This is a genomic window from Pseudomonas sp. AC463, from assembly GCF_979253585.1.
On sequence record NZ_CEEDDZ010000001.1, the window covers coordinates 350405 to 373284 of the forward strand.

A 22880-nucleotide genomic window follows, 5' to 3' on the forward strand; every position below is an offset into this window, starting at 1 on the left:
GCCGCGCATGATCCGCCCATCTCAAATACATTGGCGGATGCACCTCATGGAACAGTCACTCAAACATTTGCGCTTCCCCCTGGCGATTCTGGCCGTGGTGGTGATGAGCGCGTGCGGCAAAGCCCCGGAACAAGCGGCCGCCATGCCGGCTGCAAAAGTCAGCGTGGCCAAGGTGCTGGAGCAACCGGTCAACGAGTGGGACGAGTTCACCGGGCGCCTCGAAGCACCGGAAACCGTACAGATCCGTCCACGGGTTTCTGGCCAGATTGACCAAGTCGCTTTCACCGAAGGCGCTTTGGTCAAGAAAGGCGACCTGCTGTTCCAGATCGATCCGCGTCCGTTCCAGGCCGAAGTGCGCCGCCTTGAAGCCCAGCTGGCACAAACCAAAGCCGCCGCCACCCGCAGCGATAACGAAGCCCAACGTGGCGACCGTCTGCGCCAGAGCAATGCGATCTCCGCCGAACTGGCCGACTCGCGCACCACCGCCGCCCAGGAAGCCCGCGCTGCTGTCGCCGGGATCCAGGCGCAGTTGGACCTGGCCAAACTGAACCTGAGCTTCACCCGCGTGACCTCGCCGATCAGCGGCCGCGTCAGCCGTGCCGAGATCACCGCCGGCAACCTGGTCACCGCCGACACCACCGCGCTGACCAGCGTGGTCTCCACCGACAAGGTCTACGCCTACTTCGACGCCGATGAACGCGTGTTCCTCAAGTACACCGAGCTGGCCCGCCAGGGCCGTCGTGGCGCGACCACCCCGGTGTACCTGGGCCTGTCGAATGAAACCGGCAACCCGCACCTGGGCCAGATGAACTTCGTCGACAACCAGGTCAACCCGGCCACCGGCACCATCCGTGGCCGTGCGGTGTTCGACAACAGCAAGGGCGAATACACCCCTGGCCTGTATGCACGCCTCAAGCTGGTGGGCAGCGGTACCTACTCCGCCGTGCTGATCAACGACGAAGCCGTGGGCACCGACCTGGGCAAGAAGTTCGTGCTGGTGATGGACGGCGACAAGCCGGCATATCGCTCGGTGGAACTGGGGCCGAAGATCGAAGGTTTGCGCATCGTGCGCAGCGGCCTGAACAAAGACGACACCATTATCGTCAAGGGCCTGCAGCGCGTGCGTCCGGGTTCGCCGGTCGCCCCGGAAACCATCCCGATGGCCAGCAAGGAAACCCTCGCCGCCTTGGCCCAACAACGACAAGCGCTTGAAGCCAGCAACCTGGAGCAAGTGGCGCCGGACAAAACCGCGCCCAAGCTCGCAGCCGCTGCCGCTCCACGCGGTTAAGGGATACGACTCAAGATGAATTTCTCCAAGTTCTTTATTTCGCGGCCGATCTTCGCAGCGGTGCTGTCGCTGTTGATCCTGATCGCCGGCGCGATCTCGCTGTTCCAACTGCCGATCAGCGAATACCCGGAAGTGGTACCGCCGACCGTGGTGGTGCGCGCCAACTTCCCGGGCGCCAACCCTAAAGTCATCGGTGAAACCGTGGCCGCTCCGCTGGAGCAAGCCATCACCGGCGTCGAGAACATGCTGTACATGTCCTCGCAGTCGACCGCCGACGGCAAGCTGACCCTGACCATCACCTTCGCCCTGGGCACCGACCTGGACAACGCGCAGGTGCAGGTGCAGAACCGTGTGACCCGGACTCAGCCGAAACTGCCTGAGGAAGTGACGCGCATCGGTATCACCGTGGACAAGGCCTCCCCCGACCTGACCATGGTGGTGCACGTCACCTCGCCGGACCAGCGCTACAACATGCTCTACCTGTCCAACTACGCGATCCTCAATATCAAGGATGAGTTGGCACGCCTTGGCGGCGTGGGCGATGTGCAGTTGTTCGGCATGGGCGACTACTCCCTGCGGGTGTGGCTGGACCCGAACAAGACCGCCTCGCGCAACCTGACCGCCACTGATGTGGTCACCGCGATTCGCGAACAGAACCGCCAGGTGGCCGCCGGTGCCCTGGGTGCGCAACCTGCACCTAACGACACCAGCTTCCAGCTGTCGGTGAACACCCAGGGCCGTCTGGTCACTGAGGAAGAGTTCGAAAACATCGTGATTCGTGCCGGAGCCAACGGCGAGATCACGCGCCTCAAGGACATCGCACGGGTCGAGCTGGGCTCCAGCCAATACGCCCTGCGCTCGTTGATCGATAACCAGCCGGCCGTTGCAATTCCGATCTTCCAGCGCCCGGGCTCCAACGCCATCGACATCTCCAACGAAGTGCGCGCCAAGATGGCGGAGCTGAAAAAGAGCTTCCCGGAAGGCATGGATTATCGTATCGCCTATGACCCGACGGTGTTCGTGCGCGGCTCCATCGAGGCGGTGGTACACACCCTGTTCGAAGCACTGATTCTGGTGGTGCTGGTGGTGATCCTGTTCCTGCAAACCTGGCGCGCCTCGATCATTCCATTGGTGGCGGTGCCGGTATCGTTGATCGGTACGTTTGCGGTGATGCACCTGTTCGGCTTCTCGCTCAATGCGCTGTCGCTGTTCGGGCTGGTGCTGGCGATTGGTATCGTGGTCGACGACGCCATCGTGGTGGTGGAGAACGTCGAACGAAACATCGAGCTGGGGCTGGAGCCCTTCCCTGCCACAGAAAAAGCCATGAGCGAAGTGACCGGCCCGATCATCGCGACTGCGTTGGTACTGTGTGCGGTGTTTATTCCAGCAGCCTTCATCAGTGGCTTGACCGGGCAGTTCTACAAACAGTTCGCCTTGACCATTGCGATCTCGACGGTGATCTCGGCGTTCAACTCGCTGACCTTGTCGCCAGCGTTGGCCGCCGTGTTGCTAAAAGGCCACAACGCGCCGAAGGATCGCTTCTCCAAGTTTCTCGACAAAATCTTCGGCGGCTGGTTGTTCCGTCCGTTCAACCGCTTCTTCGAGAAAGCCAGCCATGGTTACGTCGGCACCGTGCGCCGCGTGATTCGCGGCAGCGGGATCGCGCTGTTCCTGTACGCCGGCCTGATGGTGCTGACCTGGTTCGGCTTTGCCCACACCCCGACCGGCTTCGTACCGGCCCAGGACAAGCAATACCTGGTGGCCTTCGCTCAACTGCCGGACGCCGCGAGCCTGGACCGCACCGAAGACGTGATCAAGCGCATGTCCGACATCGCCTTGAAGCAACCGGGCGTGGAAAGCGCGATTGCCTTCCCGGGCCTGTCGATCAACGGTTTCACCAACAGCCCGAACAACGGCATCGTGTTTGTGACCTTGAAGCCGTTCGATGAGCGTAAAGACCCGAGCATGTCCGCCGGCGCGATTGCCGGTGCACTGAACGGCAAGTACGCCAGCATCGAAGAGGCCTACATGGCGATCTTCCCGCCGCCGCCGGTACAGGGCCTGGGTACGATCGGCGGATTCCGCCTGCAAGTCGAAGACCGTGGCAACCTGGGTTATGACGAGCTGTACAAAGAAGTGCAGAACATCATCACCAAGAGCCATGGCGTGCCGGAGCTGTTTGGTCTGTTCACCAGCTATACGGTCAACGTGCCCCAGGTCGATGCTGCCATCGACCGTGAAAAGGCCAAGACCCACGGCGTGGCGATCAGCGACATCTTCGACACCCTGCAGATCTACCTGGGCTCGTTGTATGCCAACGACTTCAACCGCTTCGGCCGGACCTACCAGGTCAACGTGCAGGCTGAACAACAGTTCCGCCAGGACGAAGACCAGATCGGCCAGCTGAAAGTGCGCAACAACAAAGGCGAGATGATCCCGCTGGCGACCTTTATCAAGGTCAGCGACACCTCGGGCCCGGACCGCGTGATGCACTACAACGGTTTCATCACCGCTGAAATCAACGGCAACGCCGCACCGGGCTACAGCTCCGGCCAGGCCCAGGCCGCGATTGAAAAACTGTTGAAGGATGAACTGCCCAACGGCATGACCTACGAGTGGACCGACCTGACCTATCAGCAAATCCTCTCGGGCAACACCGCACTGTTCGTGTTCCCGCTCTGCGTACTGCTGGCGTTCCTGGTACTGGCCGCCCAATACGAAAGCTGGAGCCTGCCCCTGGCGGTGATCCTGATCGTACCGATGACGCTGCTGTCGGCCATCACCGGGGTGATTATCTCCGGTGGCGACAACAACATCTTTACCCAGATCGGCCTGATCGTATTGGTAGGCCTGGCGTGCAAGAACGCGATTCTGATCGTCGAATTTGCCAAGGATAAACAGCAGGAAGGTCTCGATCCGCTGGCTGCGGTACTCGAAGCCTGCCGCCTGCGTCTGCGGCCGATCCTGATGACCTCGTTCGCCTTCATCATGGGTGTGGTGCCACTGGTGTTGTCCAGCGGTGCCGGTGCCGAGATGCGCCATGCCATGGGCGTGGCGGTGTTCTCCGGGATGATCGGTGTGACCTTCTTCGGGCTGTTGCTGACGCCAGTGTTCTACGTACTGATCCGTCGCTATGTGGAGCGCCAAGAGGCGCGCAAAGCGGCCAAGGCCTTGAAGCTGGAGACACAGCAATGAGCGTGAAAGTCTTTCTGCCGAGCTTGCTGGTACTGGCGCTGAGCGCCTGCGCCGTGGGCCCGGACTACAAAACCCAGAACCTGGAGGCGGCCAATATCACGGCCGCCGCCGACACCAAGAGCTACGACCATGCCAAGTACGAAGGCATCTGGTGGCAACAGTTCGACGACCCGACCCTCGACCAGCTGGTCACCCAGTCGTTGGACGGTAACCGCGACCTGCGCGTAGCGTTTGCCCGTCTGCGCGCGGCACGGGCGATCCGCGATGATGCGGCCAACGACATCATGCCGGTGGTCACCAGCCGGGTCAGCAGCGACGTGGGCAAAGGCCAGATCCCGGGCCAGACCACCAAGCGCGTCAACAGCGAGCGCTACGACCTGGGGCTGGACATGGCCTGGGAAGTCGACTTGTTCGGGCGTATCCGCCGCAACCTGGAAGCCAGCGACGCTGACCAACAGGTCGCCGAAGCCGACCTGTACCAACTGCAAGTCACCATGATTGCCGAGTTGGTGGATGCCTACGGTCAACTGCGCGGCGCCCAGTTGCGCGAACGCATTGCCCTGGACAACCTGAAGAACCAGCAGGAATCGCGCACCATCACCGTCAGCCTGCGCGATGCCGGCGTGGGTGACCAACTGGATGTGGAGCGCGCCGACGCACGCCTCGCGGCGGTGGAAGCCAGCGTGCCGCAACTGCAAGCCGAACAAGTGCGCGAGCGGAACCGCATCGCCACCCTCCTCGGCCAGCGCCCCGACAAGCTGACCGTGGACCTGAGCCCCAAAGACCTGCCGGCGATTGCCAAGGCGCTGCCGATTGGTGACCCGGGCCAACTGCTGCAACGTCGCCCGGACATCCTCAGCGCCGAACGCAAACTGGCCGCCGCCACCGCGCGGATCGGCGTGGCCAAGGCCGACCTGTTCCCACGGGTCAGCCTCAGCGGCTTCCTCGGCTTCACCGCCGGGCGCGGCTCGCAGATCGGTTCGGCTGCCGCCAATGCCTGGTCCCTGGGCCCAAGCATCACTTGGGCCGCATTCGACCTGGGCAGCGTGCGTGCACGTTTGCGCGGCGCCAATGCCGAGGCCGACGGCGCCCTGGCCACCTACGAGCAGCAAGTGTTGCTGGCGCTGGAAGAATCGGAAAACGCCTTCAGCGATTACGGCAAGCGCCAGCAGCGCCTGGTGTCGCTGATCCGTCAAAGTGAATCCAGCCGCTCCGCTGCCGACCTCGCGGCGATCCGCTACCGCGAAGGCACCGTGGACTTCCTGGTACTGCTCGACGCGCAACGTGAACGCCTGGCCGCCGAAGACTCCCAGGCCCAGGCCGAAGTGGACCTGTATCGCGGCATCGTCGCGATCTACAAGGCATTGGGTGGTGGCTGGCAGCCGGATACGGTGGTGGCTAGCGCCAAGTGATTTAAAGAGCTCCTTTGGTTGGTCGCATCCAGCCAATTTTTTGCCCCGTGGTCCATTCGGTCACGGGGCTTTTTTTTGGTTAGTGCATTGCCCTTTATTTAAATAGCAGGATAACGCCGCTGCAGATAAAGAAAGTCAGGCTGACGAAAAACAAACCTTGAAAAAGGCGTTTAAAACCGCGAGGAAACTCCTGAACTTGCTGCCAATCAATAAGACCGCGCTTCAAGAATCGCTTGGGCAGTAGCACTGCAACTGCAACCGCGTTGAGCCGCATCATTCTTCCCCGGGGTGAACTGTCCCAAAACCGGGAATGAAATGCGATGAAACTGCATTTATCTAGAAGGCGCTCCATGTATTCCAACCGGCGATAGGCTAAGAAGGCGTAAATCATCAACACGATGCAGAGCGATAGAAATAACATTATGTAGAACCCAAGTACGACTCCAGGACTCAAGAACTCATCAATATTCATAAAGTACTTCACCAGCCTTTTCTCCAATGCCGCCACCCACCATTCCCCCTGTAGCTCCACCTACTGCGCCACCGATCAATAAACAAGCCAGTGAACCCGGACCTGTTGTAGGCGCCAGTACGGCAAGACACAAACCTGATCCAATTAGCCCCCCTCCCGAGCCCCCTAAAACGCCTCCTGTCAACTTACTCACTTCCACATACTTCGCCTTCTCACACCGCTCCTCCCTCCCCGTCGAACACGCCTCCTTGATCTCCAACGCAGTGGACGCCGTGTTCAAAGCAATCCCCAACGGCGTACCCGCCTTGAGCACTTTGGCCGTCCTGGCAATGCGCGAAATCCGCTCGGCATACCGGCTGATCTCTCCACTCTGCAGATAACTCTTGGTAGAGATCCCCAGCATCTTCTTGATTGAGCCTTCATTGCGCAGGCCGGTGCCATAACGGGCAAAGCCGCGCATCTGCGCTTCCAGTCGGCTGAACAGGACTTGGCGGCGCGCCAGGAACTCATCTCGCGCAGCACCGCCGCCTCGGCGCAGAGACTGTTTGTGCAACGCTTCAACTTCTTCCAGGGTCTTGACGATGTCCGTCAGGTGGCGATTCCACGCATCTCCCGCCGTCCCGATCCCGAGCGAGGTATAGCCCAGCAGTTTCTGCAACAGGTCATAGTTGTGCAACGCAAAGTCGGTACCGCCCTCAGCCATCACACTGTGACGAATGCTCCAGGCCGCCTGATTCAAGCGTTTTTCTTGCGGCGTACACATCGCCGCCGTCGGGTCGCCGATAATCACCAGTTGGCCGGGTAACACCACGACATTGCGGATGTGGTTATTCAGGATGTCGAACTTTTCGGCTGCTGACTTGCTCAAGTCCAGGCGGGCCTTGAGTTCGGTTGAGGTTTGCAGACGGTCATTGATAAATGCATATGGCTGGGCCATGCATTCGGTCCTTGTCGAATGGAATTGGCCGCAAAATTTAAGGAAGGCGATGCCGGGTTGTCGTGGGTTTTCCGGATGGATTTACGTGGCTTTTTTAACTTTGGGAAAAGGGCTACTCAGTAAACTCCAGCATCTGTCAGGCGCTCACCGATCAGGCGGTTTCCTCATTGAGAATCAGGCTGCGATAGTGCCCAGGATTCGACCCGCTCCATTTACGAAACGCCTTGTAGAACGAGCTGGTGTCAGCGAAGCCCAATCGCTCGGCTATCTGCGCAAAGCTGATCTGCGCGTCAGCCAGCCACACAATCGCCAGCTCCTTGCGCACGCTGTCCTTGAGGCCCTGATAGGTCTGGCCCTCTTCCGCCAGGCGGCGGCGCAGGGTGGACGCGGAGATGCACAGGCTGGCGGCCAAGCCCTCGGTTTCCGGCCAGGTGTCTGGCGGCAGCTGGCGCAGGTCGTGCTTGATGCGCGTGGCCAGGCTGTCGGGGTCGCGGTATTTCACCAGGATATTGGCCGGCGCATGGGCGAGGAAACGCTTGAGTTCCTCCGGGCTGCGCTTGATCGGCAGGTCGAGGCAGTCGGCGGAAAAGATCATGCGGGTGCGTGGCCGATCAAACCGCAGGTTGTCGGAAAACATCACCCGGTAATCATCACAGAAGTCCGGTTGCGGGCACCGCAGTTCGATGGCCAGGATCGGAATCCGCCGCCCCGCCAGCCAGCAGGCCACGCCATGGACAATCATCCAGTAGGTGAAATAGGTGAACGCACGCTTGGCTTCCACATCGGGCTCGACCAGCACGATTTCTGCCAGGCTTTGCTGGCGCACCAACTGCGCAGGCAATTGCTCAAGCATCAACGAGAGAAACCCCAGGCCAGTATCCAGCCCAGCCGCCAGGCTCGGTTGCGCCAGCGCGGCACGGCACAGAAACGCGAGGCTGCCGGACTTGAGCTTGCGCGGGTCCATGCCAAAGAACTCATCGTCCGTGCGCCTGGCGAGCAGGCGCCACAGGCGTGCGTAGACCGTGGCCGAAACCCGTGCAGCGGGTTGCGTCAACAGCGCCGGGGCGATGCCGACTTTATCGAGCACCTCGGCGCTGGCCGCTCCAGACGCGCAGCTCTGCAACAGGGCTTGGCGCACAAGGTGGATGGAAATGGTGTCTTTTTCCGACATGGTCAGTGGGGCAATCCGGTGCACACTAGATGGCGTGCATCATAAGGGCGGTTGCGCTTCGCCACCACCGTTCAGCCCGTGTTCAGCAAACGTCAATATTCCTTGTTTAGTAATGAGTATCATTATGTTACAACTTAGCATCCTATCTAGTTGTGATTCGGTGCCGAATGCTCGTTCCTTTTCTCATCATGCTGCGCGAAGGCATTGAAGCCGCGCTGATCGTCGGCATCATCGCCAGCTACCTGCAACAGACCGGCCGTGGCCAATGGATGCCGGCGGTGTGGATCGGCGTGTTCCTCGCCGCCGCACTGGCGTTGCTGGTGGGTGGCGGCCTGGAACTGGTCAGCGCCGAGTTTCCGCAAAAGCAGCAGGAACTGTTCGAAGGTGTGGTCGGCCTGGTGGCCGTGGGGATCCTCAGTTCCATGGTGTTCTGGATGCGCAAGGTGGCGCGCTCCATCAAGCATTCCTTGCATGAATCCCTCGACCACGCCTTGGCCGGTTCTAGGCACCAGGTCACGGCGCTGATCCTGATGGTGTTTTTCGCCGTGGCCCGCGAAGGCCTGGAAACCGTGTTTTTCCTGCTGGCGGTCTTTCAACAGAGTGAAGGCCCGGGCGCGCCGATTGGCGCCCTGCTCGGCCTGATCCTGGCAATCATCGTCGGCTTCCTGATCTACAGCGGCAGCATGCGCCTGAACCTCGGTGCGTTTTTCCGCTGGACTGGCCTGTTCATCCTCGTAGTCGCCGCTGGCATCCTGGCCAACTCGGTGCAGGCGTTGCACGAAGCCGGTGTGTGGAACCACTTGCAGACTGTGCTGTTCGATTTCAGCGCCGTACTGCCGATGGACAGCCCGCTGGGCTCGGTACTCGCCGGCATGTTCGGTTACCAGGAAGCACCGACCATCAGCACCCTCGGCGCCTACCTGATCTACCTGGTGGTGGCCCTGGTGATGTTCTTCCTGCCGGCGCCGCCGCCCAAGCCCGTCGCAACAACCTCTTCCGTTTCCAGCCAGTAAGGACCGTCCCTTGTCCAACCCAACCCCTCAACCGGCTTCGCCACCCCGCGCCTTGCGCTGGGCCGTGGCGGGCTCGGTGGTCGTGATGATCGCCGCCGGTGCGTTGTTCTATTACGCGTCGCAACTGGCGGCCAGCAAGCGCCAGGCCAACCACAATGAAATTGCCGTGACCATCCATGGCCACGCCTGTGAGCCCAATGAACTGACCGTTCCCGCCGGGCGCGCGAGCTTTCGTATCATCAACCGCTCCGATCGGGCGGTGGAATGGGAAATCCTCGACGGCGTGCTGGTGGTCGAAGAACGCGAGAACATCGCCCCCGGCCTGAGCCAGGTGATCAACGCCAACCTGCTGCCCGGCGACTACGCCATCACCTGCGGCCTGCTGAGCAACCCACGAGGCACCTTGCATGTGACGCCAACGGCCGAGTCTGACGCCCAGGCCAAGGCCAAGCCGTCGATGGTGGCGTTTATCGGCCCGTTGTCGGAGTTCCGCGTGTACCTGAGCAGCCAGGGTAGCGCCCTGGTCAAGGCCGTGACCGCCCTGCAACAGGCGATCGACGCCGGTGACCTGGCCCAGGCCCAGGCATTCTATGTGCCGGCCCGCGAGGCTTACCAACGCCTGGCCCCCGCCTCCCAGCGCCTGGCCGAACTGGACAACGCGATCAACGCCCGCGCCGATTATTTTGAAAAACGCGAGCAGGACCCGGCCTTCAGCGGCTTCCATCGCCTGGAATACAGCCTGTTCCAGCAACGCAGTCTCGACGGCCTGTCGCCGATTGCCCAGCGCCTGACGGCCGACGTCACCACCCTCAAGCAGCAACTGCTGGCCCAGTCGCTGCCGCCGGAGCAACTGGTGAGCATCGTGGTGCGCAACCTCAACAGCCTGGCGGACGTACGCGCCATCAGCGGTGAAGAGGAACGCTACAGCCACGTCGACCTGAACGGCTTTGCCGCCAATCTGGAAGCGGCGCACAAGGTGGTCGAGTTGATGCGCCCGCTGCTGAGCAAATCCGCCGCTGACCTGTTGCCGAAAATCGACAGCGCCCTCGCCGCCTTCGATGCCGAGCTGCAGGGTTTCAACGTCGACAAAGGCTACGCCACGTATGACAGCGTTTCCGCCGATCAGCGCAAGCAGATCGCCGACAAGGCCAAGGCTCTGGCCGTTGCACTCGATGGAATCGACCCCGCCCTTGGCCTTTCCGGCCTGCAGTGAAGACGACCGCATACATGAGTGATTCAGAACAGCTTAACCTCCAGCGCCGCCGCGTCCTGCTGGGCATGGCCGCCACCGGCGCCGCGATTGCCGGCAGCAGCCTGAGCTGCCCGGCCATGGCCGCCGCCGAGCAAGTCACCACCGCACCGCGCAGCGACAAGACCCAGGACCACCACGACTTCTTCGGCCAGCACCAGAGCGGCATCGTCACCCCGCGCCCGGCCTGCGGCATGCTGGTGGCGTTCGACGTACTGGCCGCCGACCGCGAAGACCTCGAACGCCTGTTCCGCACCCTGAACGAGCGCATCGCCTTCCTGATGACCGGCGGCACCGTGCCGCAAGTCGACCCGAAACTGCCGCCCACCGACTCTGGCATCCTCGGCCCGGTGGTCACGCCCGACAACCTGACGATTACCGTGTCAGTCGGCGAATCACTCTTCGATGAACGCTTCGGCCTCACCTCCGCCAAGCCCAAGCGCCTGAGTCGCATGGTCGGTTTCCCCAACGATGCGCTGGAACCGGCGCAGTGCCACGGCGACCTGAGCCTGCAATTCAGCTCCAATACCCCGGACACCAACATCCACGCCCTGCGCGACATCGTCAAAAACTTGCCCGACCTGCTGCTGGTGCGCTGGAAGCAGGAAGGCAGCGTACCGCCCCAGGCGCCGAGCAAGCCTGGCGAGCCGGCGCAGAGCGCGCGTAACTTCCTCGGTTTCCGTGACGGTTCGGCCAACCCGAACTCCAACGACGACGCCGCGATGAACCAGATTGTGTGGGTGCAACCGGGCAGCGACGAACCCACCTGGGCCGCCCATGGCAGCTACCAGGCGGTGCGCATCATCCGCAACTTCGTCGAGCGCTGGGACCGCACCCCGCTGCAAGAGCAGGAAAGCATCATCGGCCGCGTCAAGACCACGGGCGCGCCCATGGATGGCAAGCAGGAAAGCCAGGTCCCGGATTACAGCAAGGACCCGCAAGGCAAGTTGACCAAGCTCGATGCCCACATCCGCCTGGCCAACCCGCGTACCCCGCAGACTCAGGCCAACCTGATCCTGCGCCGGCCGTTCAACTACTCCAACGGCGTCAATAAAAACGGTCAGCTGGACATGGGGCTGTTGTTCATCTGCTACCAGGCTGACCTGGAGAAAGGCTTTATCAGCGTGCAAACCCGGCTCAACGGCGAGCCCCTGGAGGAATACCTCAAGCCGGTCGGCGGCGGGTACTTCTTCACCTTGCCAGGCGTCACGGGGCCCAATGATTTCATTGGCCGCACGCTGCTCGCTGCAACGCATGCGCAAACCACTGCCAATACCTAAAACAAACCCCAGAGCGGAAACCCTCCCATGAAGAAGTCGTCTATCGCGTTGTCGTTGTTAATGACCCTCTCGCCGCTGGCAGCGTTTGCCGCTACCGCGCCGCTGGACCTGGTGGGCCCGGTGTCGGACTACAAGATCTACGTCACCGAAGAAATCGGTGAGCTGGTGACCCAGACCCAGGCGTTCACCGACGCCATCAACAAGGGCGACCTGGCCACCGCCAAGAAGCTCTACGCGCCGACCCGCGTGCACTATGAGTCGATCGAGCCGATCGCCGAGCTGTTCAGCGACCTCGACGCGTCCATCGATTCGCGCGTCGACGACCACGAAAAAGGCGTGACCGCCGAAGACTTCACCGGCTTCCACCGCATCGAGTACGCACTGTTCTCGCAAAACTCCACCAAAGGCCTGGAGGCGCTGACCGCCAAGCTCAACACCGACGTCAACGACCTGAAAACCCGTGTCGACGGCCTGACCTTCCCGCCGGAAAAAGTCGTCGGCGGTGCCGCAGCCCTGCTCGAAGAAGTCGCCGCCACCAAGATCTCCGGCGAAGAAGACCGCTACAGCCACACCGACCTGTATGACTTCCAGGGCAACATCGACGGCGCGAAGAAAATCGTCGACCTGTTCCGTGGCCAGATCGAGAAGCAGGACAAGGCCTTCCTGGCCAAGGTCGACAAGAACTTTGCCACCGTGGACAAGATCCTGGCCAAGTACAAGACCAAGGACGGCGGCTTCGAGACCTACGACAAGGTCAAGGAAAACGACCGTAAAGCCCTGGTCGGCCCGGTGAATACCCTGGCGGAAGACCTGTCGACGCTGCGTGGGAAATTGGGTTTGAACTGACCGCGTTCTGGTCAAGCCCCGGCCGTGAATCAGGCCCGGGGCTTTGTGCGCTAAGCGCTTGCCGCCCTTAGCGGCACAAACCCTTCCAGTGGCGTACCGATCGGCAACCCGTTTTCAGGATTTCTCGCGTACCAGCTTTGACCGACCTTCACCGCGTCAATCGGCTTGGAACCGACTTTCCCCGTGACAGTTTCAGAATCTTTGTCCTCTTGCTCCACTTTCGTGCGTTTAAACACCCTGCCCGAGTTCTTTACGTTGCGCAGGCTGAAGGCCGCGCGCGCCTTTTCCTCAACGCCCAGAAGGAAACTTCCTGGCGATAGCTTGGCTGCGTTGTTCGCCAATTTAGGGATAGCGGCGACGCCCCTACCGGCAGCGATCGTCATATCTGCCGCTCCATCCAGTGGATTCAAAAAGCTACTGACCAACTGAACACCCTTTTCCATTACATTAAAAGCCTTGGCACCGAAGGGCGCGACGGCTTTAGTCGATTTTATCAGCGCTTTAACTGAAGAGCCTGCGCCCCCTATTACCGCGCCGAGGCTGTCCAAGAACAATGCTTTGATCCCGTCAAAGGTGTTGCCGTTGGCCAGATCTACAATTGCCCCTACAAAGGGGATCATGCCCAGCAAGACTTTATCATTTTCGCGTGCTAGTTCTCGCTGCTCTTCCAGCGGTAACTGGCCGATGGCGAACTTCAGCATGTCATCGCGGTGATGGATAAAGTTGCTCTGCATTATCCGATCAACAATGGCTTGAGTTCGTGCGGAAGAAAAACTGTTGGGGACAACGTCTGCCCGCGTCTTTTCCGCATCCGGCGCAGCCTCCAGTGTATCGCCCAGTTTATCGATAATGATGCCCGGCGAACTCACACCAGGACGAGGCTGCGCACTGGAGTTGTAGGCATTGAAGTCAAACGGCTGCACTGCGCCATGCTCCAGTTGGATGGGAGTAGGCCCAGTATTCAAATACGCATAGTATTTCTCAGACTTCTCAATGGTCCCTCCCAAGCTCAGGTTATCCGGCAAGTCTTTACGCCTGACTATCTTCATCTTGTCCGGGAACACCTCGTAATAGCGGATGAGACCTTTGTGTTCGCTACGAATCAACGTCCCTTTGCGCCCTCGCCGCGCGTCAATCTGCATAGTCGTCTGATCTCTTAAGGGCACGTTAGTGACTTCTTCGCGCAAGGCAAACAGCTCGACGTTACCCAACTCCAGCGCCTGGCGATCAGCCAGGGGCAGGTTCGTAATCATCAGTCGCGTGGTAGCGCCCAGGCCCTGCTTAAGCTTGCCCAGGTAGCTATCAACTTCGGGGGGAACCTGGGTCTTCAGGTCGGGCAGTTTGGCAATCTTGGCATTCAGGGACGCCACGTTTTGATTAACATCGGCTTGGTCGGTCTGGCTCAGATGAGGGCTTGGGCCATATGGGGTTCTCGGGGTCTGGAGTTTGGGCACCTGCTTATCCGGAGGCAGCAACATCCAGCGATTGGGTTTGAGATCCCCGCTCATGTAAGTTTCAAGCAGAGAGCGCATTCTCGGTTCTGACAGTTTCATATTACGACGTTCATTCGGGTTGGCAATGAACACATTGATCGTTTTCAACTGTTCTTCGCTGATATCAGGAAATTCCTTTTTCAAGTTTTCCAGCGCCAATTTCTCTCGCGTAGGGAGCGGCAAATTGAATACGTCGAAGGCGTTAAGCAGTTGCTCGTGCTCGGCATTGAAACCTTTGAGTGCCTCTTGAAAATCCCCCGATTTATATTGACCGTCCAAAGACTTGGCATAAAGACCCCGCATCATGCCCCAATCAAGCAATGTGTCAGCCCCGTAACTGGTGAACAGAGCTTCCTCTTCTGTAGTCCTTCCATCCAGCCGACTAAGGGCGATGATCTCGTTGTAATTCATACTGCGCGTACTACCTTGCCCGCCCAGGCGTTCGGCAATGACGACACCCTGGCGCAGGTCTGACCATTCCGAGGAACCTACGCGAAGCGTGGTTGGTGTGTCGGGGATTAGAAACTCCGGCGCCGCGCTCGCGAGAAATAAATGCGCTATCAAAGGCGCGGTCTTGGGGTCGATCCGTGGATTGAGTTTGAGATGGTTTTCAATATCAGCCCGCAACTCGGCCATGGTTTTCCCGCTGTCGCCCGGCTTATACAGTTCATAGCCCGCCACGGTCCCAGGGCGCCCAGGGGCGCCAGGATCAATCTGCAACTTGATGGCGGCGATTACCCATTGGGCGCGCTCGTTGGATGTCATCTGTGCCGTGCCGGACGCGCCGAGGTATTTACGCCTTTGAGCAATTTCCTCCCCCCACTTCAGCGCTGCAGAACTACCAACCAGCAGCTTCAGAAAATGATCGGATTGATTGCGCAGTTGCTCTGGTGTAGCACGATCCAGCATGCCTCCCACGTCCAATTCTCTCAGGATGTTATCGCCGCGCTTACGCGAGGCATCCTCATCGCTCAAACCGGCCAGAAAGGTTTTATCGGCGGCCGACATGTAACCGGGCAACCATTTATTCACCAACAGGCCTGAGTAATTCCCCCAGGGTGCAGCCGGCTCCAGCGGCGCCAGCCAGCGGGCGACGTTCCGCACCTGCTTCACCGTCCTGGGCTCCGGAAACCCAAAAGCTTGCAAGGCTTCGACGACAGGTACGGTTTTGGCATCGTTGCCAGCAGGCATCGGGGCGCCGGTTGCGCGCACTTGGACGCCAGTCAGGGAAACCGCTTCGTCATCTCCCTTGTTTGCCAATAACGACGTGAGTGTTTTTGCCAGATCGGCACGCTGATCCAGTGTGTCAATAGCGTCTCTGGCGTGTTTGACCTGGCGCTCAAGCGCTGCCTTTTTAGAGGGTGGTAGTGCAGACCAATCGACCTTCGCCAGCGTCTTCTGGACCTTCATCACATCGCCATCGCTGGCAGGCGGCTTCACGCCATACCATCTGAGGATTGCGTTACGGGAAAAGCTGTTGCTGTTGCGGTCTACATAGGGCAAGCCCTTTGCATCAGGATCAAGGCCCCGTGCGGCAACGCGCAATTTTGCACTGACTTGCCGCCAGCCCGACGAATCGGAGGTGTTAAATGTTTGCATTTTCGAAACACCATCATGGGTTACCCTGCCAGTTACCGAGTTGCCCTTGATGACCACCGTCGACGACTCCATGTTCTTTTCCTGGAGCCAGCCCTTCAATTCGTTGGTATCGAACGCATCGCGGTATGCACTGAACAGCTTGAAGATCGTCGTGTCGGCTGGGAGTTCGACGTTTTTGTCTAACGCATTCCGCAGGGTTGAGCCGGACAGAAAAAGCTGAAGCGTTCGGTCGGCAACGGAAGACATTTCGTCCTTGCCAGGGGGCGTGTTGCTCAGCTGCGCGATGGCCGAATTCACCTGCTCAACCGTAGTGGGAGTGCCGAGTTTTGAAAACGCAAGAAATTGGCGCGCGTCATATAAGGGTTGAGAGTAAAGGGCGTTACCGGTGGCGTTACTCGACGCAACGAGCTGATCAAACTGGGTGCTGAGCGTCTCGATTGCAGTTTGCTCGTCGAGGCTGCCGCCGAGCTGGACCTTGTTGATCTCGTCCGCCAGCAAGCCTTGCAGGATGATCCAACGGTTACCTGAATCGCGCCGTTCCAGATTCCCATCGGATATCCGGTAAAGATTATCGGTACCACCGAATCCGGTCTTTTCAATGAATGTCTTGAATGCAGGCGCTGCCAGCCATTCCGCAAAACGCGCGCGTGGCCCCCGGCTGCTGCGCGCCAACGATGACGTGGGTTTTACATCAACGAATTCGCCCTTGAGGTTGAGCGTGCTTTGCGCTGCTTTGTTGTTGACCAGAGCCTGCAGCTGCGATGCCACTTGCGAACGCGTATCAAGGTCGCTGTTCTCCCGCACGAGCTGTTTGTACTGTTTGCTCCAACTGACACGTTGTTCGTCGGTTATTGCCGGCCAGCCCTCCTTTTCGAGCTGTATGCCAAGCTGTTGCCGGTCTTTCGGGAGGCTGGGAGGTTTCACACCGTAAAAACCAAGAAGGGTATTGACGTGAATAAAACCCCTTCTAACGTCAGGCAGAAACACCCCATCGGCATCGGTAGATAGCCTGCGCACTGCTGCGCAGACCTTTGCGCTGACCTCCCTCCAGCCGGATCCATCGACAGTGGTAAACCTCTGGGTTTGAGTTTTCCCATCGACATTCACGATGCCTTCAACCCGATCGCTCAAGACCCGCACCGTCGATAAATCGAATTTCCTGGACTTTAACCAGGCCTGCACCTTTGGGTCGCGCACCGCTTTACTAAAAGCATCGATGAACGGTTTGATCGAGGCATCTTCAGGAATAGGATCGTAGAAAGGCAGGATGTTGGTCAGAGAGTGAGTAAGCGCTTTCTGCAGGCTTTCATCGGCTTTTTTTGCGTCTGCGGGTGCGGGAAAAGCAGGCCTTTTGCGTTTTGTTTCGCTCAGCCCCTCGGAGCCTTTTGATGCAAGTGCGCGTTTATTGCGTACCGAAGGCAGCTCAACCCTGGCCTGCACCAACTGTCCGCCGCGCTGACGGAGTGCGCCGGTACCCGGCGCGGTCTCAGTCTCGGCCACTGCGCTCTGAGGGAGGGGTGAAGCGGCAGGATCGAGCGGCGCCGTGCTTTTACCGATGCCTGCCGAAAAATAGGAAGAAGTGGACGTACGATTACTGGCAATTGTTGACATTCTAAGTTCTCTTCACGGTTAAGGTCGCGAGAGTTCTTGTCCCTAAGAACGGTCAACCGGAAGAGTAGGAGGCGAAGCAGCTTAGACGTGTAGGCGTATTCTTATCCTTAACCACTGAAACCGAAACAGGCTACAAAATCCGGTACAAAAGCCGCTCAATCCGCACCCGGCTGACCCGCCGCAGGAACTTGCCCACCGCTTCCGGGTAATCCGGCAGCGTTTGCAGATCCTGATAACGCTCGATGCGCGTGGTGTGCTCGAAGATCTTCGCCAGCTCGGTGCGCCGTGGCGCCAGCCATTGGCCCTGCGGGTCATCGATGAGCAAGGCGTTTTCCAGGTCGAGGCGAAATGCCCTTGGGTTGAGGTTGTTGCCGGTCAGCAAGGTGTAACGCTGGTCGACCCACATGCCTTTGAGGTGGTAGGTGTTGTCGCCGTCGCGCCACAGGTGCAGGTTCAACTGGCCGCTATCGATCACCGGCTGGTGGCGCTTGGCGAAGCGACGCAGGCTGATTTCATACAGGTAAGGCAGCGCCGAGATCACCTTGAACGGCTCGCTGGGCGGTATATAGAAATCGTTGGCGGTCTTGTCGCCGACGACAATGTCCACCTTCACCCCGCGCGCCAGGGCCCGATTGATTTCACGGGTCACCGGCAATGGCAGGTTGAAGTACGGCGTGCAGATGGTCAGTTGCTGCTGGGCGCTGGCAATCAACTCGAGGATCACTCGGTTCAGCGGGTTGTTCTTGCCCACACCCAGCAACGGGCTGATGGACAAGTGCCCATTGGGCAGCAAGCCGGTGGTGGTGTCGTAGCTGGCGTGCTTGAGGCGGCTGCGCAGGTCGCCGATGTCGTTGCGCAGGCTGCGGGTGGTCGGCGGGTTGGGCAGGTCCAGGCGATGCACCGCCTTGGAGGCGACCAAGCCATGTTCCACCAGGTGCTGCATGGAGTCGGCCAGGGGCTTGCTGTGGACCAGGTGATAACGGTCAAAGCGGTACTTGTCGAGCTTGTGCAAGTACACATTGTTCAAGCTTGCGCCGCTGTACAACACGCTGTCGTCGATCACGAAGCCCTTGAGGTGCAACACGCCGAACAGCTCGCGGGTTTGCACCGGCACGCCGTACACCGGCACTTCACTGCTGTGGCGCGCGGTCATGGCCTGGTACCAGGCGCTGTTGCCCGGCTGCTTGCCGGCACCGATCAGCCCACGTTGGGCGCGTAGCCAGTCAACCACCACCACGATGTCCAATTCCGGTCGCGCAGCCTTGGCGGCGTGCAGGGCGTCGTAGATCTCCTGCCCGGCTTCGTCATGCTGCAAGTACAGCGCCACGATGTAGATGCGCCGGGTGGCCTGGGGGATTTTTTCCAGCAGGCAACGGCGATAGGCATCGGCGCTGGGCAGCACCTCGATGGCCTCGGGAGTCAGGGGGAAACCGCGCAGTTTGGGCAACAGGGAGCGTTTGAAGAACGACGGCATAGGGCTCGCAGTGGGTCGAATCCAAAGAGGCCCCGAGCTTACACCATGGGGGTGCTCAGGTCTTGGTGTGACCGGTTGAAAAATCTTGTTGACCAAGGAGAACGATCGTTCTACTGTCGGCAACATGAACGACATAACCAACACTGAAACCCGCGACATCATCCTCGACGTCACCGAAAAACTGATCTATCGCCATGGCATCGCCGCCACCGGCATGGACTTTCTGGTGAAGACCGCCGGGGTCTCGCGCAAAAGTATCTACCGCTACTTCGCCAACAAAGACGAGTTGGTGATTGCCGCCCTGCAGCGCCGCGACGAACGCTGGATGCAGTGGCTGCGTGATGAAGTTGAACCCCACGAAGGCAGCGGCGCGCGCCTGCTGGCGCTGTTCGACGCGCTCAAGGCGTGGTTTGGCTCGGCGGATTTTCGCGGCTGCGCCTTTATCAACACCAGCGGCGAAACCGGCAACCCGCAAGACCCGGTGCGCCTGTTGGCCAAGGCGCATAAACAGAAACTGTTCGAGTACGCCCTTGAACTGTGCAAAGCACATGGCACCCCCGACCCCGAACGGCAGGCCGCGCAACTGCTGATCCTGATCGATGGCGCCATTACCGTTGCCCTGGTAATGGGTGATTCAACGGCTGCCGATAATGCGAAATGCATGGCGCGAACGTTATTGGGACTTTAAGCAACTTCGTTCAAGCAGGAGTCAAGATATGCCAACGACCACAGAAACACGCCCGCCCTTGCCGCCGTTCACCCGCACGTCGGCCATCGAGAAAGTACGCTTGGCCGAAGACGGCTGGAACTCCCGCGACCCGCAGCGCGTGTCCCTCGCCTACACCCTGGACACAAAGTGGCGTAACCGCGCCGAGTTCGCCCATAACCGCGAAGAGGCCAAGGGGTTTCTCACGCGCAAATGGGCCAAGGAGCTGGATTACCGGCTTATCAAGGAATTGTGGGCGTTCACCGATAACCGTATCGCCGTGCGCTATGCCTATGAATGGCACGACGATTCGGGTAACTGGTTCCGCTCGTACGGAAACGAGAATTGGGAGTTCGATGAGAACGGCCTGATGGCCAATCGGTTTGCGTGCATCAATGACCTGCCGATCAAAGAGAGTGAGCGCAAATTCCACTGGCCGCTGGGCCGGCGCCCGGATGAGCATCCGGGGCTATCCGAACTGGGTCTCTAAGACCTGGTGCAGTAACCAAATGTGGGAGGGGGCTTGCCCCCGATAGCGGTGGGTCAGCTGTTGATAGGCTGACTGATACACCGTCATCGGGGGCAAGCCCCCTCCCACATCGGATTGTTGCTGTGGCTCAGTCCTGATTCAGGCCCACGCGATACAACACGCCATTATCTTCATCGGTCAGCACATACAGGAAGCCATCCGGCCCCTGCCGGACATCGCGGATCCGCGCTTTCAGCCCTTCCAGCAAGCGCTCCTCATGGACCACCTTATCGCCGTCGAACTGCAGGCGGATCAGCTCCTGGCTGGCCAGTGCGCCAATAAACACATTGTGCTGCCACGGTTTGAAGCGGTCGGCATCGTAGAAGGCCATGCCGCTGATGCCTGGTGATTTTTCCCATACATGGTGCGGCTGCACGGTGCCTTCGGCGGTCTTGCCCTTGGCTTCGGGAATCGGTGTCAGCGAATAATTGATGCCGTGGGTCGCCAGCGGCCAACCGTAGTTCTTGCCACGCTCGATGATGTTGATTTCATCGCCGCCACGGGGCCCGTGTTCGTTTTCCCAGATCGTGCCGCTCCATGGGTTCAGCGCCAGCCCTTGAGGATTGCGTTGGCCGTAGGACCAGATTTCCGGGCGCACGCCCTCTTGGCCGACAAAGGGGTTGTCATCGGGTATGCGGCCGTCCGGGTAGATGCGTACAACTTTGCCTTGCAGCTTGTCGAGGTCCTGGGCGGTCGGGCGGTCGTTGTTTTCCCCCAGGGTCACGAACAGGTAGCCGTCACGGTCGAAGGCCAGGCGCGAGCCGAAATGGTTGCCGGTGGAGAGCTTCGGCTCCTGGCGCAGGATCACCTTGAAATCGCTCAGGCCGCTCAGGTCGGCGGCCAGGCGCCCGCGCCCCACCGCCGTACCGGCCTTGCCATCCTTGCCGCCGCCTTCGGCGTAGGTCAGGTAGACCATGCGGTCTTGCTTGAAGTCGGGTGACAGCACCACGTCAAGCAAACCACCCTGACCCTTGGCCCACACTTCAGGCACACCGGTCAGCGGCGCAGACAGCTTGCCGTCCTTGCTGACAACGCGCAGGTGGCCAGGCCGCTCAGTCACCAGGAAGCCCTGCTGGTCCGGCAAAAACGCCACGGCCCACGGGTGGTCGAGGCCTTGGGCGACAGGCGTGACGGTAATGCTGCCTTGCTCACTGGGGAACTGCTGGGCATCGGCGGCATGCACGGCTGCCAACGGCAGGGTTGCGCACAGCGCGGCGAGTAGGGTTTTACGTATCAACATAGGGCGAAGTCCTTACCGGCGATTGCCGTTGGCATCATAGGTGGGGGCTTTGGTTTCGGTGGCAGGACGGCTCGGCGCGGCATCGCGCTGAGGGTAGCGATTGCCGATGCCACCGTTTTCCAAGGTGGGTGGGCGCTGGGTCGGCCCGGTCTGGATACCACGGGTCGCCGGCGCAGCGGGCTGGGTGCCCTGCATGCTGTTGGGGTTGGCCCGGTGAATCGGGCTGTTATTGGAATCGCTTCTGCCCGGCAGGCTTTGCGCGTAGGCAAACGGGGTGAGTGCCAGGCCTAACGCCAGCACTGCAAGATGACGCACACAACGGTTCATGACAAAGCCTCTCTGAAGCCAGGAGTACGAGCGTTCGATAACACGCTACGCCTTGGGTTCGGCTTTCGACACTAAATAGTTTCTCATCAGGTGTAACACGATCTGTCCGCACATCCAGCGAGGGAAACTTTTCGTACGGGCTTCAAGTCACCAGAAGACAGTCTCCCCTAAAGGAATCGTACGTATGCCACGGGCAATCTGGAAAGGCGCCATCAGTTTCGGCTTGGTTCATATCCCGGTATCGCTGGTGTCGGCCACCGCCGCCCAAGGCGTGGATTTTGACTGGCTGGACAAACGCAGCATGGACCCGGTGGGCTACAAACGGATCAACAAGACCACCGGCAAGGAAGTCACCAAGGAGAATATCGTCAAGGGCGTGGCCTTCGAAAAAGGCCGCTATGTGGTGCTCAGCGAAGACGAAATCCGCTCGGCCCACCCCAAGTCGACCCAGACCATCGAAATCATCGCGTTTGTGGCCAGCGACCAGATCCCCCTGCAGAACATCGACACGCCCTACTTCCTGGCGCCGGATAAACGCGGCGGCAAGGTCTACGCCCTGCTGCGCGAAACCCTCAAAAAAACCCGCAAGGTCGCGCTGGCCAATGTGGTGCTGCACACCAAGCAGCACCTGGCCGCACTGATGCCTTTGGAATCGGCGCTGGTGCTGGTGATGCTGCGCTGGCCTGCCGAGGTGCGCAGCCTGGACGAGCTGGAGTTGGGCAGCGACGTCACCAAACCCAGCCTGGCCAAGGGCGAGCTGGACATGGCCAAACGCCTGGTCGAAGACATGAGCGCCGACTGGCAACCCGAGGACTATCGCGACAGCTTCCAGGAAAAAATCATGGCGCTGGTGGCGAAGAAGGCCAAGGCCGGCAAGATCGAGGACGTGGAATCCCAGGACGGCGGCGAGGAGCGCAAGTCTGCCGACGTGATCGACCTGACCGAGCTGCTCAAACGTAGCCTGGCGGGCAAACCGCCAGCGAAAAAACCTGCCAGCAAAAAGACCAGTAAAAAGGCCTCCTGAGCCAGCCCTTCGCA

The 22880-nt window shown here is 60.1% G+C and carries 17 protein-coding genes; 10 read left to right on the plus strand and 7 right to left on the minus strand.

Annotated elements, in window-relative coordinates; all coding sequences use genetic code 11:
- The first annotated feature begins 46 nt into the window (after positions 1 to 46).
- The 3 genes from mexE to AC0IYH_RS01680 are packed head-to-tail and all read left to right on the plus strand — an operon-like array spanning position 47 to position 5895.
- Positions 47 to 1288, plus strand: coding sequence for a multidrug efflux RND transporter periplasmic adaptor subunit MexE (mexE, locus tag AC0IYH_RS01670; RefSeq protein ID WP_116628178.1), 1242 nt, complete (start codon positions 47 to 49; stop codon positions 1286 to 1288).
- Between the two features lie 15 nt (positions 1289 to 1303).
- Complete coding sequence (locus AC0IYH_RS01675) at positions 1304 to 4483, plus strand: efflux RND transporter permease subunit (protein ID WP_116628088.1); 3180 nt, start codon at positions 1304 to 1306, stop codon at positions 4481 to 4483.
- A complete protein-coding gene (locus tag AC0IYH_RS01680; RefSeq protein WP_116628089.1) occupies positions 4480 to 5895 on the plus strand; it encodes a TolC family protein in 1416 nt (471 codons plus the stop codon). The genes AC0IYH_RS01675 and AC0IYH_RS01680 overlap by 4 nt, the downstream gene beginning before the upstream one ends.
- 94 nt (positions 5896 to 5989) lie before the next feature.
- Here the strand turns inward: AC0IYH_RS01680 and AC0IYH_RS01685 are convergent, their stop codons facing one another.
- From AC0IYH_RS01685 to AC0IYH_RS01695, 3 genes are all read right to left on the minus strand, one after another.
- Positions 5990 to 6367: a hypothetical protein gene (locus AC0IYH_RS01685; RefSeq protein WP_471832794.1), complete on the minus strand. Its 378-nt coding sequence runs from the start codon at positions 6365 to 6367 to the stop codon at positions 5990 to 5992.
- Complete coding sequence (locus AC0IYH_RS01690) at positions 6357 to 7304, minus strand: hypothetical protein (protein WP_471832795.1); 948 nt, start codon at positions 7302 to 7304, stop codon at positions 6357 to 6359. Before AC0IYH_RS01690 ends, AC0IYH_RS01685 begins: the two co-directional genes overlap by 11 nt.
- Before the next feature lie 151 nt (positions 7305 to 7455).
- The gene (locus AC0IYH_RS01695; protein WP_471832796.1) at positions 7456 to 8475 is read right to left on the minus strand and encodes an AraC family transcriptional regulator; all 1020 of its coding nucleotides are present in this window, start codon (positions 8473 to 8475) and stop codon (positions 7456 to 7458) included.
- A 167-nt stretch (positions 8476 to 8642) separates the two neighbouring features.
- On the opposite strand from AC0IYH_RS01695, the gene efeU reads away from it, so the two are divergent.
- From efeU to efeO (AC0IYH_RS01715), 4 genes are read left to right on the plus strand one after another with little or no spacing between them, the layout of a single operon-like run.
- Positions 8643 to 9488, plus strand: coding sequence for an iron uptake transporter permease EfeU (efeU, locus tag AC0IYH_RS01700; RefSeq protein ID WP_116628093.1), 846 nt, complete (start codon positions 8643 to 8645; stop codon positions 9486 to 9488).
- A gap of 10 nt (positions 9489 to 9498) precedes the next feature.
- Positions 9499 to 10701, plus strand: a complete 1203-nt coding sequence (gene efeO, locus AC0IYH_RS01705) for an iron uptake system protein EfeO (protein WP_471832797.1) — start codon at positions 9499 to 9501, stop codon at positions 10699 to 10701.
- A gap of 14 nt (positions 10702 to 10715) precedes the next feature.
- Positions 10716 to 12017, plus strand: a complete 1302-nt coding sequence (gene efeB / locus AC0IYH_RS01710; protein WP_471832798.1) for an iron uptake transporter deferrochelatase/peroxidase subunit — start codon at positions 10716 to 10718, stop codon at positions 12015 to 12017.
- A gap of 27 nt (positions 12018 to 12044) precedes the next feature.
- Entirely contained in the window at positions 12045 to 12863 is an 819-nt protein-coding gene (gene efeO / locus AC0IYH_RS01715; RefSeq protein WP_116628095.1) for an iron uptake system protein EfeO, read from the plus strand.
- A gap of 50 nt (positions 12864 to 12913) precedes the next feature.
- Here efeO (AC0IYH_RS01715) and AC0IYH_RS01720 read toward each other — a convergent pair whose 3' ends face one another.
- Complete coding sequence (locus AC0IYH_RS01720) at positions 12914 to 17566, minus strand: hypothetical protein (RefSeq protein WP_471832799.1); 4653 nt, start codon at positions 17564 to 17566, stop codon at positions 12914 to 12916.
- A gap of 130 nt (positions 17567 to 17696) precedes the next feature.
- Positions 17697 to 19040, minus strand: coding sequence for a CDP-diacylglycerol--serine O-phosphatidyltransferase (pssA, locus tag AC0IYH_RS01725; protein ID WP_471832800.1), 1344 nt, complete (start codon positions 19038 to 19040; stop codon positions 17697 to 17699).
- Positions 19041 to 19164: 124 nt separating this feature from the next.
- Here pssA and AC0IYH_RS01730 point away from each other — a divergent pair, with 124 nt between their 5' ends.
- Both AC0IYH_RS01730 and AC0IYH_RS01735 read left to right on the plus strand, forming a co-directional pair.
- Positions 19165 to 19728: a TetR/AcrR family transcriptional regulator gene (locus AC0IYH_RS01730; protein WP_471832801.1), complete on the plus strand. Its 564-nt coding sequence runs from the start codon at positions 19165 to 19167 to the stop codon at positions 19726 to 19728.
- A gap of 28 nt (positions 19729 to 19756) precedes the next feature.
- On the plus strand, positions 19757 to 20236 hold the full coding sequence (locus AC0IYH_RS01735; RefSeq protein WP_471832802.1) for a nuclear transport factor 2 family protein: 480 nt from the start codon (positions 19757 to 19759) through the stop codon (positions 20234 to 20236).
- A gap of 127 nt (positions 20237 to 20363) precedes the next feature.
- On the opposite strand, the gene AC0IYH_RS01740 is transcribed toward AC0IYH_RS01735, so the two are convergent.
- Positions 20364 to 21515: a PQQ-dependent sugar dehydrogenase gene (locus AC0IYH_RS01740; protein WP_116628100.1), complete on the minus strand. Its 1152-nt coding sequence runs from the start codon at positions 21513 to 21515 to the stop codon at positions 20364 to 20366.
- Positions 21516 to 21527: 12 nt separating this feature from the next.
- Positions 21528 to 21842 carry a hypothetical protein gene (locus AC0IYH_RS01745; protein ID WP_116628101.1) on the minus strand — a complete coding sequence of 105 codons (315 nt, stop codon included), beginning with the start codon at positions 21840 to 21842 and terminating at the stop codon, positions 21528 to 21530.
- Positions 21843 to 22026: 184 nt separating this feature from the next.
- Between AC0IYH_RS01745 and ku the strand changes: the two genes are divergently transcribed.
- Positions 22027 to 22866 (plus strand): non-homologous end joining protein Ku, encoded by an 840-nt coding sequence (gene ku / locus AC0IYH_RS01750; protein ID WP_116628102.1) that lies wholly within the window; start codon positions 22027 to 22029, stop codon positions 22864 to 22866.
- The last annotated feature ends 14 nt before the right edge of the window (positions 22867 to 22880 follow it).

Bases quoted from the DNA above. Each gene is read 5' to 3' on its own strand.
- AC0IYH_RS01720 (WP_471832799.1), bottom strand. From the start codon at position 17,566: ATGTCAACAATTGCCAGTAATCGTACGTCCACTTCTTCCTATTTTTCG.
- AC0IYH_RS01675 (WP_116628088.1), top strand. From the start codon at position 1,304: ATGAATTTCTCCAAGTTCTTTATTTCGCGGCCGATCTTCGCAGCGGTG.
- AC0IYH_RS01685 (WP_471832794.1), bottom strand. From the start codon at position 6,367: ATGAATATTGATGAGTTCTTGAGTCCTGGAGTCGTACTTGGGTTCTAC.
- AC0IYH_RS01745 (WP_116628101.1), bottom strand. From the start codon at position 21,842: ATGAACCGTTGTGTGCGTCATCTTGCAGTGCTGGCGTTAGGCCTGGCA.
- AC0IYH_RS01735 (WP_471832802.1), top strand. From the start codon at position 19,757: ATGCCAACGACCACAGAAACACGCCCGCCCTTGCCGCCGTTCACCCGC.
- AC0IYH_RS01690 (WP_471832795.1), bottom strand. From the start codon at position 7,304: ATGGCCCAGCCATATGCATTTATCAATGACCGTCTGCAAACCTCAACC.
- efeO (WP_116628095.1), top strand. From the start codon at position 12,045: ATGAAGAAGTCGTCTATCGCGTTGTCGTTGTTAATGACCCTCTCGCCG.
- mexE (WP_116628178.1), top strand. From the start codon at position 47: ATGGAACAGTCACTCAAACATTTGCGCTTCCCCCTGGCGATTCTGGCC.
- AC0IYH_RS01730 (WP_471832801.1), top strand. From the start codon at position 19,165: ATGAACGACATAACCAACACTGAAACCCGCGACATCATCCTCGACGTC.
- efeU (WP_116628093.1), top strand. From the start codon at position 8,643: ATGCTCGTTCCTTTTCTCATCATGCTGCGCGAAGGCATTGAAGCCGCG.
- efeB (WP_471832798.1), top strand. From the start codon at position 10,716: ATGAGTGATTCAGAACAGCTTAACCTCCAGCGCCGCCGCGTCCTGCTG.
- ku (WP_116628102.1), top strand. From the start codon at position 22,027: ATGCCACGGGCAATCTGGAAAGGCGCCATCAGTTTCGGCTTGGTTCAT.
- pssA (WP_471832800.1), bottom strand. From the start codon at position 19,040: ATGCCGTCGTTCTTCAAACGCTCCCTGTTGCCCAAACTGCGCGGTTTC.
- AC0IYH_RS01740 (WP_116628100.1), bottom strand. From the start codon at position 21,515: ATGTTGATACGTAAAACCCTACTCGCCGCGCTGTGCGCAACCCTGCCG.
- AC0IYH_RS01695 (WP_471832796.1), bottom strand. From the start codon at position 8,475: ATGTCGGAAAAAGACACCATTTCCATCCACCTTGTGCGCCAAGCCCTG.
- AC0IYH_RS01680 (WP_116628089.1), top strand. From the start codon at position 4,480: ATGAGCGTGAAAGTCTTTCTGCCGAGCTTGCTGGTACTGGCGCTGAGC.